The organism is Burkholderia sp. Ac-20384, assembly GCF_017104605.1.
GTDB classification, from domain to species: Bacteria; Pseudomonadota; Gammaproteobacteria; order Burkholderiales; family Burkholderiaceae; genus Burkholderia; species Burkholderia lata.
The window spans coordinates 1-11,478 of the sequence record NZ_JAAGPE010000287.1; the positions used below are offsets into that span (position 1 = coordinate 1).

Here is an 11,478-nt window from a genome sequence, read left to right on the forward strand (position 1 = left end):
TTGGCGTGTCCTGTTCTGTATTCGAGGCTGCCTTACATTAGCCTGCCAGTCGGCCGGCCGGGTTACGCCAGCAGTTAAGGCTGTTACCGTGTGTCACGGCGGGCGGGAAAGCCGTCGGCAAGTGGAGGCAGGCCGTTCTGTATGTGTGGCTGACGGGGGATGCGACCCGCTGAACGAATGTCGTGTCCTGTTTACTGGCTGACGAATGCGCTTTGGATGCCCGGGGCCTGAAATTCGAGACCAAATCGGGTAAAATTTGCCGATTCCGGGGTGTCGCGCCGAATCCGTTTGTTGTTTCTATGCAACCGTCAAGACGATGACATGAAAGAATGGTGCGATGGAAGCCTCCAAAATGCCCCCGTCAAGAAGTCAAAAACAAACGTCAAAACAAATACTTATAACGCGGCCCCATTTCTATTATTTCTAGTTCTGGAAAAGCTTATTTCTTTATTTGCGGATCGCTCCCCTAGGGTACACCCCTAAACTCACGGTTCCCAAACGGGCAACTATCCGGGCGCGGCCAGCAGGATCGATGGCGCTCCCGGGCGGTTGCAGACCGTTTATGAACAAGGTCGCGAGACCTGCCTCTTTTTAGAAGGGAGCTCCACGAATGAACAAGACTCTGATCGTTGCAGCAGCTGCAGCATCGTTTGCTACCGTCGCTCACGCACAAAGCAGCGTCACGCTGTACGGCGTCCTGGACGCAGGCATCACCTACACGAGCAACGTCCAGCCGGCACTCGGCCAAGCTGGCAAGTCGCGCTTCGCAATGGGTTCGGGCATTGACCAGAGCCGTTTCGGCCTGCGTGGCTCGGAAGACCTGGGTGGCGGCCTGAAGGCAATCTTCACGTTGGAAAGCGGCTTCGGCATCGGTGACGGCAAGCTGGGCAACAACGGCGGCATGTTCAACCGTCAAGCATTCGTCGGCCTGTCGAGCCAGTACGGTACGGTCACGCTGGGTAAGCAGTATGACGCAGCACAAGACTACCTGGCGCCGCTGACGGCAACGGGCTCGTGGGGCGGCACGTACTTCGCGCACCCGCTGAACCTCGACCGTCTGAGCACGACCGGTGATGTCGCAGCGAACAACACGATCAAGTTCACGAGCGCGAACTACGCTGGCCTGCAATTCGGCGGCACGTACTCGTTCTCGAACAACACGAACTTCGGCAACAACCGTGCGTACAGCGCGGGCGCTGCATACCAGTACCAAGGCCTGAAGCTGGCAGCTGCATACTCGCAAGCGAACCTGGGTGACGGTAGCAACGCAAACGGCGCGACGTCGTCGGCAATCGGTGGCATCGCTAGCCAAGGCCGTGTTCGCACGTACGGCGCTGCTGCTGGCTACGCATTCGGCCCGGCACAAGTCGGTGCAGCATGGACGCAAGCGCGTCTCGACAACAATGCAGCCGGTGCTCTGGGTACGGTCCGCACCGACAACTACGAAGTCAACGCAAAGTACAACCTGACGCCGGCTCTCGGCCTGGGTGCTGCTTACACGTACACGAACGCGAAGATCAACAACGGCAGCACGCACTGGAACCAGTTCGGTCTGCAAGCTGACTACGCACTGTCGAAGCGCACGGACGTCTACGCACAAGCTGTGTACCAGCGTGCAGCGAAGAACGGCGTTGGCGCATCGATCTACAACGGCAGCAACTTCAGCGACAACCTGCCGAGCTCGTCGATCAACCAAACCGCAGCAACGGTTGGTCTGCGTCACCGCTTCTAAGCGTGACGGCGGGGTAACCCGCTTCGCAGCATCGAAAAAGGCGCCTTCGGGCGCCTTTTTTTTCGTCTGCGGAATGTGATGGCGACGATTCACGTCGTCCGGACGCAAAAAAGCGAGGCCTGTGCCTCGCTTTTTTCTTTGTGCGCCGCTGCGGCGCGATGCCGGCGGCAGTGGCTCAGCGCGTGTATTCGCCGTTGGCTTCCGGCTGGAACACGATCGCGGCGACCTTCATCAGCTTTTCGGCGCCGCTCGGCTGCGTCACCTTGACCATCTGGCCGCGCTGGGTGCCCAGCAGGGCCATGCCGACGGGCGAGAAGACGTTCAGGCGACCGAGCTCGAGATTGGCGGCATCCGGGTAAACAATCGTCCAGGTGGCTTGTTCCTGGGTCGCTTCGTCGAGCAGCGTGATCTGCGAGTTCATCGTGACGACGTTCGCCTTGATGGCGTCGGGCTGGACGATGTCGGCGCGCTCAAGAAGCGTATCGAGCATCGTCTGGAAGCGCGGGTTGTGTTCAGCGTGCTTCTCGAGGCGAGCAACGTCGAGTTCGGTCAACTGGTAAAGGCGTTGTTTCATGGCAGTTCTCCAAATGATCGGCAGGGGCAGGCGTGGCGTGCCTATGGGGATCGCCCGGAGCCTGTCTGACCTGGCTCCGGGAGGAGACCGAGCCGTCAGATCAGGCGCCGGGCAGGGGCGAGCGGCGCCTGGGCCGTGCGTCGAGCGAGGGGATGCGCCGGATGACCGGCGTGCGCGCGCACGCCGGCCGGGCCGGACGGCGAAACCGAAAGGGGCGTGAGCGCGTACATGGTGGATGGGAAATCGACTGGCGAATAAAACCTTACGATTCTACAACACAACCTTTGGGATATGTGATTTGGCTGTCGGCATTTCGTCAGCGATTGTTGTGCAGGTGAAGCAAGTTGCGACGATATCGTTCGGGATTCGCCGGCGATTTTTGTCAAAATCGCAACGCTGTATGTTCAAACTAAGGGTTTCCCCTTGGGTGGGCGAGAACTACACTGGATTCAATCGCTTCAGACAGTCCTGCCGAGGCGACACCATAAGAGCACATATACCGGAGGTAAATCATGAAGTCGGTCATCTACGCAGCTATCGCCGCATCCGTCATTGCCACCCCGATCGCATCGTTTGCACAGTCCGAGCAGGGGCTGACCCGCGACCAGGTCAAGGCCGAGCTCGTGCAACTCGAACAGAACGGCTACAAGCCGCTGGCGAGCGATTCGCAGTATCCGGGCAACATCCAGGCCGCGGAACAACGCATTCAGCCGAACCAGCCGATGCTCGCGCAAGCCGATACGAGCGGCTACGGTGCCGTGGCGACGGGTGCCGGCCAGGCTGGCCGTCGTGTGACGCGCGAAGCACCGAATCCCGTGAATTCGGTCTACTTCGGCAACTGAACGCCCCCGGGTCTGCCCGAGCGCACCGCTTAATCGACGAGACGCGCACCGGTTGTGCGCGTCATTCGCCCGCAGGAGCAGAACCTCCGTCGCCGCATTCCGGCGGCTTTCCGCCCAGACGCTCGCGCGTTTGGGCGTTTTTTGCTGGAGCGGGTCAGGCGGACGTGACCGCGGGCGTGCCGTGGATATAGTGTTCGAGCTGGCTGATCGTGAACTGCTGATCGGCAATCACGCTCTTGACGAGGTCGCCGATCGAGATGAGGCCGACCAGCTTGCCGCCGTCGAGGACGGGCAGGTGGCGCATCCGGTGCTCGGTCATCAGCGCCATGCACTCGTCGGTGGATTGCGACGGTTCGACGTAGCGCACCTTCGCCGTCATGATTTCCTCGACGCGGGTGGCTTTTGACGAGCGGTCCTGCAGGACGACCTTGCGCGCGTAGTCGCGCTCGGTGACGATGCCCGCGATGTCGTCGCCGTCCACGACCAGCAGCGCGCCGATGCCCTTTTCCGCCATCAGCTTGATGGCGTCGTAGACGAGATCGGTCTTCGTGACGGTGTAGATGGTGCGGCCCGAATCCGGCTTGGCCTTGAGAAGCTGCGCGACAGTCGTGCTCATTCGCTTTCTCCGTGTGCAGGTCGTTGCTGGGCAGGCAGGGTGTGATGCTTGTCACCCGATGGGCCCAGTATAGCCGCGCAGGTGGCGGCAGTCGCGTGACGATTCCAGATTAGCGGTAAACTCCGGTCACGCACTATCCACACAACTCCTACATTCCTGAACGTTTCGATTGAATTCATGATGTCTTCGCGTCCCCAATCGCCCACGCCGGGCAACGGCCAGGCCGACGAGTGCGTGACGCTCGTCGCTACCGCGTCGCTGCCCACGCGCTACGGTACGTTCACGTCCTACGCTTTCCGCGTATCCGGCAGCGATGCCGAACACCTTGCGCTCGTGATGGGCGACGTCGCCGGCGAGCAGTCCGTGCTGACGCGCCTCCATTCCGAATGCCTGACCGGTGATGTATTCGGCTCGTACCGCTGCGACTGCGGCGAGCAGCTCGATCTCGCATTGCGCTACATCGCGGCCGAAGACCGCGGCGTGCTGCTGTATCTGCGCGGTCACGAAGGGCGCGGGATCGGCCTGAGCAACAAGATTCGCGCGTACGCGCTGCAGGAGCAGGGGCGCGACACAGTCGAGGCGAACCTTGACCTCGGCCTGCCCGATGACGCCCGCGAATACGATTCGGCCGCCGCGATCCTCCGGATCCTCGGTGTGACGTCCGTGCGGCTGATGAGCAACAACCCGGCGAAGTTCGACACGCTCGCGAAGCACGGTATTCCGGTTTGCGAACGCGTCGCGCTTGCGGTGCCCGTGCGCGAGGAAAACGAGCGTTATATCCGCACGAAGCAGACGAAGTTCGGGCATTACTTCGAAGAAAACGAGTAATCGACGCGGGCGCGCCAGCGCCCGTCTCTCGTCATCCGTTCCCAGGATCGTCGCCGGCAAAGGCGACGATTTTCATTTCCCCTCCATCCGTTCCGCTTTCGGGTTTGCGACGGCGCTCGCGTGACGTCGCCTGAACGATCCGTCTCTCCCATGTCCACACCGTCGAAGATCGAAACCGAACGTCTGACGCTGCGCCGCTGGCGGCCGGCGGATGCCGGCGCGCTGTCAGCGATGCATGAGGATCAAGACGTGACCGCGTGGCTCGCGCGCGGCCCAATGCCCGTTGACGAGGCGAGCGACGTCATCGCGCGCTTCGACGCGCATTTCGATGCACACGGTTTCGGCCCGTGGGCGGTCGAGCGCCGCGCCGACGCGACGTTGATCGGGGTGTGCGGCTTGTCGCACGAAGTGCGTGCAACGCATCCGATGGCGCCGTGCGTCGAGATCATGTGGCGGCTGGCGCGCCACGCATGGGGGCAGGGCTACGCTGCCGAAGCGGCCGCTGCTGCACTGGGCGACGGGTTCGACCGGATCGGACTCGGCGAGATCTTCGCGTGGACGGCCGACACCAACCTGCGATCACAACGCGTGATGCAGCGGCTCGGCATGCAGCGTCAACCCGCGCGCGATTTCGACCATCCAGCGTTGCCGGAAGGGCACGCGCTGCGTCGGCACGTCGTGTATGCCGCCCGCGCCGCCGGTCTGGCCGGCGCGTAACGGCTCACGCGCGTTCGCCTGTCAGCGCCACGTGCCGTTCTGCAGCACGATCCGGTAGCCGTCGGCATCCTCGAAAGTCTGGCCGGATATTTCCCAGAACGGATTGAACGACGTCACCGGCATGAAGCCATGCTCCGTGGCGCGCGCGCAGGCGGCTTCCCATTCCGGCCGATCAGGCAGGTAGAACACGATCAGGTCTTCGGGCGTCGGCGACGGCGCGATCGGATGGTCGGGGCAGTGCGTGAATTCGAAGTGATAGTCGAGGCCGTCGCGCCCGAGCATCACGCCGGAAAAGCCGTCGTGATCTTCAAAGCGCGCAAGAACGGAAAGGTCGAGGGCGTCGCGATACATGCGCTCGGTGCGGGCGAGGTTGCTGACCGGGCGGGCAATGCGCAGATGGGCGTGCAAGATGGCCTCGGGGACGAGTGGCGGGCCGGTCAATGATAAGCCGGCCAATCCGCGTTGCGTGAGGCAAGCGGATGACATCATCGTGCGTCGCGTCCGGCGAGGGAGCCGGGGAGGAGGTGATATGGCCCCGGAAAAGTATGCAGGCAAGAAAAAGCCCGCTACATTGAGCGGGCTGAATCCATGTTTGGAGACATGGAGGAGACAGACGTAAATTTAAGGGAAAACCCGAGGCATGGCAAGCCCTAGTTGTATCGATACAACTTTCTGTTGCGTCGCACTCACATGCTGCCAGCCCGGGCATGCGCCGCAAACGCGCTGAAACGCTCCTGCGCGACCGGTAACGCGTACTTGTCGCGCATCTCCGTCTCGATCCATGCACAGGCCTCGCGCGCGCAGTCAGTCAGTGCGTGCCGCGTCGCGTGCCCGTCGATGTCGTAGACGAAGCGCACGCCGACCTCGTCGTCGGCCACCTGTCGCTCGAGCTGGTTGAGCTGCAGTTGAGACCCATGTTGCTGGGACAGCGCACGCAACTCGTCGAAGTGATATTCGAGCCAATCGGCAAAGAACAGCGCGTCGCTGTGGCAGGGCAGCCGGAAGGCCGCGCTGCGTGACGGGCGCGGCCCGGCTTCGCCGGCCGACGCGTGCGGTTCACCGTCGGAGGCGATGGACGTGTCGACGGGCGCGAGCGGTTGCCGAATCCGGCGGTAGGGCTCGCGATCGCGCAACGCATGCCACAGCAGTTCGTCGCCGGCGGCGCCGGACGGCTGCATCGTCAGGTCATGCCGGCCTTCGCCGGCCGGAGCGATGTCGCGGATCACGAGGCGCAGCGAGCAGAGCGGCTCGTCCGCAACCAGCAGCGTCGCCGCGCGTGGCAGCCCGCAGACGAGCGGCGCGGCGCCGCCGGCGCGGAACACGAGGCCGCGACGGTCGAGCCGCACGAGCGGCAGCGGCCGGGGAAACGACGGGTAGGCGACCGCGATGCGGGCGCCGTTGGCGCTCGTCAACCCGGGCATCATCGCGCGAAAGACCTGAGACTGGTCCACGTTGATTCTCCTTCGTTACGATGCCGCCCTGACAGAAACGCGTGTTCCGGGTCAAGCGGCGATGGCTTGCCGGGCGGCCTGCCCCGGCTCGATTCCTAGTGCAGCAAACGTTTGCGGATCGATGTCGATCCAACACGCGACCACCAGACGTCCGTCCACCTGCTTCGGCGGGCCTGCGCGGTGCGCGTGTATGCCGATCCGGCGGAACAGCCGTTCCATGCTCGCGAACGTCACGCCGATCAACTGCCGTGCGCCAAGCTGCGCCGCGCATTCGACGACGGCCGCGAGCATCGGGCGCACGGCCCATTCGGCATTGCCCGGGCCGCCTTCGTCATCGGTTGCCGCGAACCGGGACAACTCCCAGACGGCGGCCGATTGCGGCAGCGGCATGTCTTCGGCGATCAGGTCGGCGAACAGCGACTTCAGCAGGTACGGGCGTGTCGTCGGCAGCAGGCGCGCACATCCGCACATGTCGCCGTCGGCGTTTCGCGCGAACACGTACACGGTATCGTCGCGATCGAACTGGTCGCGCTCGAAGCTTTCGTTCGCCGACGGGAGCGCCCAACCAAGCTGCTCGACGAACACACGGCGCCGATAGCGCCCGAGATCCGCTGCAAGTTCGTGTGGCAACCGCCCTTCTTCGTGAACGAAGGTCCGCATGGTGTCCTCGGATCTGTGCTTTTGTATGCGTGCATTACATCGCGCAGCACGAGGGGGCTGTAACTGGTAACTCTTACAGGGTGATGCCGGAAAGACGTCGTTTAGGACGTGGTAACGGTTTCTTGATCAACGGGATTGAAAACCGTGGCGCTTTTGCTTATAAAGAGCGCCAGCACCGCGTAAATTGTCAGAGGAATAGGTGCGCAGCCAGTTGTCACTGGAGCGTCGGACCGGCATGATAGGCGTCGTTGTGCCCGAGCAGGGCTGACGCGACAGCGGCGGGCCAGTCGATGCACGCGAGCCGTGCGGCGAGCGCGGCGGCTGTGCGGAACATGCCGATGTCGGCGCCGGTGGCGTCGATGGCCATCACGTTGCTGCGGACGTCGCCGCCCGCGATCACGAACGTGCCCGTCGCGCGGTCGAGATACCAGTCCCAGCCGATCGTCACGTAAGCGACGCCGGCACTGGCCGGGCGATGCCATTCGGTATAGCCGGCGAGGCGAGCGTCGATTGCGCTGTCGCGCAATTCCTCGCGCAGCGATGTGTCGAGGCCGCTTGCGACATGGTCGAGCGCAAGCACGGCCAGTGCGCTTTCTGACAGGCGTACGTAGCCGTCCGGGGACGGGCCGGGGACCGGGTGCAGCAAAGGTGAAGTCATGCGCGGAATGTATCAGCCTCGAACGGGTGCTGGAACCTGACAAGTATGACAGCGTGACGTTGTCGGAGAATGAATGGAACTGCGCTGGCAGGATGCCTATCAACAATTCAGCGCCGCGGAAGATGAGCAGCAGCTCTTCCAGCGGATCGCCGCCTATTCCAAACGGCTGGGATTCGAATACTGCTGTTACGGTATTCGCGTCCCGCTGCCCGTTTCGAAGCCCGCGGTCGCGATCTTCAATACCTATCCGGACGGCTGGATGGCGCACTACCAGGCGCAGAACTACATCGAGATCGACTCGACGGTTCGCGACGGCGCGCTCAGCACCAACATGATCGTCTGGCCGGACGTCGACCGGATCGAACCGTGCCCGCTGTGGCAGGACGCGCGTGATTACGGATTGTCGGTGGGGGTCGCGCAGTCGAGCTGGGCGGCCCGCGGTGCGTTCGGCCTGCTGAGCATCGCCCGTCATGCCGACAGGCTGACGCCGGCCGAGATCAACATGCTGACGTTGCAGACGAACTGGCTCGCGAACCTGTCGCATTCGCTGATGAGCCGCTTCGTGGTGCCGAAGCTGGCGCCGGCGGCGGGCGTCACGCTGACCGCGCGCGAGCGCGAGGTGCTGTGCTGGACGGCCGAAGGCAAGACCGCGTGCGAAATCGGCCAGATCCTCAGCATCTCGGAGCGAACGGTCAACTTCCACGTCAACAACATCCTCGAGAAGCTGGGTGCGACGAACAAGGTCCAGGCGGTCGTCAAGGCAATCTCGGCCGGGCTGATCGAGACGCCCTGACGGGGCGTGAGGGCGGCAGCGCGACATGCGGCTGCCGCCGGGCCGCTTACTCCATCATCGGCTCCGCTTCCTTCGCGGTCCAGCTCACGCTGGAAATGCTCTTCTCCATGCTCATCCGGCTCGCGATCTGCTCGAGCTTCTGCTGATCCTTCGGATGCAGCTTCAGTGTCGCGGTCACCTTCAGCCGGTCCGGCTGGTCGGGCACGTCCTCGCTCGTGAGGCTCTGGAACGACAGCGGCTTCGCATACATCGAGTTCGACAGCAGCGTGCGGATGTGCACTTCGTCGGAGGCCAGGCAGATCACGGTGATCTGGTATTCGCGCACGAGATCGGCGTTCGATACCGGCGTCGCGTTGATTGCCTGGCTGACGCTGCGCAACAGCGTATTGGTCAGCAGCACGACACCGGTGCCGGCGAGCGCCGGCACGTAATGACCGGAACCGGACAGCACGCCGACGGCGGCCGAGCACCACAGCGTCGCGGCGGTGTTGATGCCCTGGATCGAGCCCTTGTCGCGCATGATCACGCCGCCGCCTAGGAAGCCGACGCCCGACACGACGTAGGCGGCGATCTGCGTGACGCCCGCGACGCCGTTGCCGGTCAGCACGCCGAGCGTGACGAACAGGCACGCGCCGCTCGCGACGAGCGTGATCGTGCGCAGGCCGGCCGTGCGCTGGCGCATCTGGCGTTCGATGCCGATGGCGACGCCGCAGGCGAACGCGGTGAAAAGACGGAGTGCGAAATCGAAAGTCATGGTTGTCCTGCCGTGCAAGGAGCGCGTGCCGTTTCGCGTCGCTGCGGCGCAAGGCCGAAGGCGACGCGAAGATAGCCGTCATCGCGCGGTACTGTACCGCGCGAATGCGTCATTCAGTGTGAAACGGTAGGCGTGCGGCTCGCGGAACGCGAGCCGGGCAGGAGAACTGCGTCGGACAGGCGTTCAGGCGGCAAGCGGCGCACGCAACGGAGTGCTGCAACTGTCCACGATGGTTCCTGAAGGAAGAATGGGCGGCATTCTAGTGGGCGGCGAGCGCATGCGTCAACCGCCTCGCGGCGGTTGCGCTACTGCGCCGAGCCGATCGTCCCGGTCGCAAGCGCGAGCGCGGCAGCAGCGGACAGCGCCCCGGCATAGCTGTCGACCTCCGCGTTGCGGGCCGCCAGGAGCTGGCTTTGCGCGATCGTCGCATCGGTGACCGAACCGACGCCGTTCCGGTATGCGGTCAGCGCCGCGTCGTAACTCGTCTGCGCGGCATCGACGAGCGCCTTCGCGGCGTCGTGCGACGCAAGGCTCGTCTGCACCGCGTTCTGCGCGGCGACGACCTGTCGGACGGCTTCCTCCTTGGTCCGCGTGAGTCGCGCGGTGGCGCTTTCCGCATCGTTGCGCGCCTGCATCAGCACGGCCGAGCGCAGGCCGCCGTCGTACAGCGGAATCGTCACGCCGAGGAACACGCCGCCGCCGTAGCGGCTGCCGTTCAGGTTGACGGTCGGCGCCTGGTCGCCGATCGCGGGCAGTGCGGAAATGGACGTGCCGCCGCTCGCGTACGACGTCGACGCGGACAGGAAAATCTTCGGCATGAACGCGGCTTCCGCCGCCTTGATCTTCGCGCGATTGGCCTTTTCGAGCGCGAACGCGCCCTGCAGGTCGGGGCGGCGCGCGATCGCATCCGACACGATCGCGTCGACCGACGAGCCGAGCGCGGGCGGCAGCGGCCGCTTCGGCAGCGCGGCGATGGTCGGCTTCGACAGTGGCGAGATGCCGAGCGCGGAGACGAGGGCGAGGTAGCCGTCGCTCTCCGTGCCGTTCGCCTGCACGAGCGCGAGGTTTGCCTGCGCGCGGTTCTGCGTCGCCTGCGCGAGCTCGACGACCGTGCCGACGCCGTGCTTGAGCCGCGCGCGGGAGGCCGCGAGGATCGCGTCCGCGTTCGCGAGGCCCTGCTGGGCGCTGAGCGCGCGCGAGCGTGCGGCTTCGTAGCGGTAGTACGCGACGGTTACTTCGTGGATCACCTGCTGGTGCACGGCCGTGAACGCGACGTTCGACGCGATCGACGCTTGCTCGGTCGCTTCGACGCGCGCCGCGCGGCCGCCGAAATCGAACAGCAACCATTGCAGCGACAGCGCCGAGATGGTGCCGTGCACGGTGGAGTTGCTCGACGAGTCACCGAGGATCGACGACGTCGAGCCGTGGTTTGCCTGGTACCCGCCCATGGCCGTCGCGGACAGCCTCGGCAGGTAGGCGGTCTTGGCCAGGCCGACCGCGAGCGCCGCGTTACGTGCGTCGTTCCACGCGATACGGGTCAACGGGTTCGCCGATTCCGCGAGATCGATCAGCTCGGGCAGCGTGTACGCGTGCGCGGCGTCGAGCGCGGCCGGCGGCGAGACTGACGCGAGCGCCGGCGACGCGGGCAGCGTGTAGTCGTGCGAACCTTGTGCGGACGCGCGCGGCGGGCCCGGCACGATGTCGCCTGCGGCCGACGTTTGCGGTTGCCACGGGCGATCGGACGCCTCCGGCGCCAGATCGATCGACGACGTCGCGCAGCCGGCCAGCGCGACGGCGGTCGCGAGGGCGGCGGCGGCGATCGAGGCGGCCGGCGGTTCAGGTAGGCGCATGGG

13 protein-coding genes are annotated in these 11,478 nt (G+C 64.6%); 5 read left to right on the forward strand and 8 right to left on the reverse strand.

Going from position 1 to position 11,478, the window contains the following annotated elements:
* Positions 1-610: 610 nt before the first annotated feature.
* Positions 611-1,732, forward strand: coding sequence for a porin (locus G3O00_RS33990; RefSeq protein WP_174932560.1), 1,122 nt, complete (start codon positions 611-613; stop codon positions 1,730-1,732).
* Positions 1,733-1,907: 175 nt separating this feature from the next.
* Here the strand turns inward: G3O00_RS33990 and G3O00_RS33995 are convergent, their stop codons facing one another.
* A complete protein-coding gene (locus tag G3O00_RS33995; protein WP_011354631.1) occupies positions 1,908-2,306 on the reverse strand; it encodes a GreA/GreB family elongation factor in 399 nt (132 codons plus the stop codon).
* Between the two features lie 512 nt (positions 2,307-2,818).
* Between G3O00_RS33995 and G3O00_RS34000 the strand changes: the two genes are divergently transcribed.
* The gene (locus tag G3O00_RS34000; protein WP_206145613.1) at positions 2,819-3,148 is read left to right on the forward strand and encodes a DUF4148 domain-containing protein; all 330 of its coding nucleotides are present in this window, start codon (positions 2,819-2,821) and stop codon (positions 3,146-3,148) included.
* 154 nt (positions 3,149-3,302) lie between these two features.
* Here the strand turns inward: G3O00_RS34000 and G3O00_RS34005 are convergent, their stop codons facing one another.
* Positions 3,303-3,764, reverse strand: coding sequence for a CBS domain-containing protein (locus G3O00_RS34005; protein ID WP_011354633.1), 462 nt, complete (start codon positions 3,762-3,764; stop codon positions 3,303-3,305).
* 177 nt (positions 3,765-3,941) lie between these two features.
* Between G3O00_RS34005 and ribA the strand changes: the two genes are divergently transcribed.
* Together ribA and G3O00_RS34015 are read left to right on the forward strand one after the other, a co-directional pair.
* A complete protein-coding gene (gene ribA / locus G3O00_RS34010; protein WP_069260282.1) occupies positions 3,942-4,592 on the forward strand; it encodes a GTP cyclohydrolase II in 651 nt (216 codons plus the stop codon).
* Positions 4,593-4,742: 150 nt separating this feature from the next.
* A complete protein-coding gene (locus tag G3O00_RS34015) occupies positions 4,743-5,309 on the forward strand; it encodes a GNAT family N-acetyltransferase (protein WP_206145614.1) in 567 nt (188 codons plus the stop codon).
* Between the two features lie 21 nt (positions 5,310-5,330).
* Here G3O00_RS34015 and G3O00_RS34020 read toward each other — a convergent pair whose 3' ends face one another.
* The 4 genes from G3O00_RS34020 to G3O00_RS34035 all read right to left on the reverse strand — a co-directional run bounded on the left by G3O00_RS34020 (position 5,331) and on the right by G3O00_RS34035 (position 8,078).
* A complete protein-coding gene (locus G3O00_RS34020; RefSeq protein WP_041493245.1) occupies positions 5,331-5,717 on the reverse strand; it encodes a VOC family protein in 387 nt (128 codons plus the stop codon).
* Between the two features lie 278 nt (positions 5,718-5,995).
* Positions 5,996-6,760, reverse strand: coding sequence for a hypothetical protein (locus G3O00_RS34025; RefSeq protein WP_206145615.1), 765 nt, complete (start codon positions 6,758-6,760; stop codon positions 5,996-5,998).
* Between the two features lie 51 nt (positions 6,761-6,811).
* Positions 6,812-7,420, reverse strand: coding sequence for an acyl-homoserine-lactone synthase (locus tag G3O00_RS34030; protein WP_011354657.1), 609 nt, complete (start codon positions 7,418-7,420; stop codon positions 6,812-6,814).
* 214 nt (positions 7,421-7,634) lie between these two features.
* On the reverse strand, positions 7,635-8,078 hold the full coding sequence (locus G3O00_RS34035; RefSeq protein ID WP_174932552.1) for a DUF4902 domain-containing protein: 444 nt from the start codon (positions 8,076-8,078) through the stop codon (positions 7,635-7,637).
* 73 nt (positions 8,079-8,151) lie between these two features.
* On the opposite strand from G3O00_RS34035, the gene G3O00_RS34040 reads away from it, so the two are divergent.
* On the forward strand, positions 8,152-8,871 hold the full coding sequence (locus tag G3O00_RS34040; protein WP_011354659.1) for an autoinducer binding domain-containing protein: 720 nt from the start codon (positions 8,152-8,154) through the stop codon (positions 8,869-8,871).
* Between the two features lie 46 nt (positions 8,872-8,917).
* Here the strand turns inward: G3O00_RS34040 and G3O00_RS34045 are convergent, their stop codons facing one another.
* Both G3O00_RS34045 and G3O00_RS34050 read right to left on the reverse strand, forming a co-directional pair.
* A complete protein-coding gene (locus tag G3O00_RS34045; RefSeq protein ID WP_011354660.1) occupies positions 8,918-9,625 on the reverse strand; it encodes an MgtC/SapB family protein in 708 nt (235 codons plus the stop codon).
* A gap of 305 nt (positions 9,626-9,930) precedes the next feature.
* A complete protein-coding gene (locus G3O00_RS34050; RefSeq protein WP_206145616.1) occupies positions 9,931-11,475 on the reverse strand; it encodes a TolC family protein in 1,545 nt (514 codons plus the stop codon).
* Positions 11,476-11,478 lie beyond the last annotated feature (3 nt).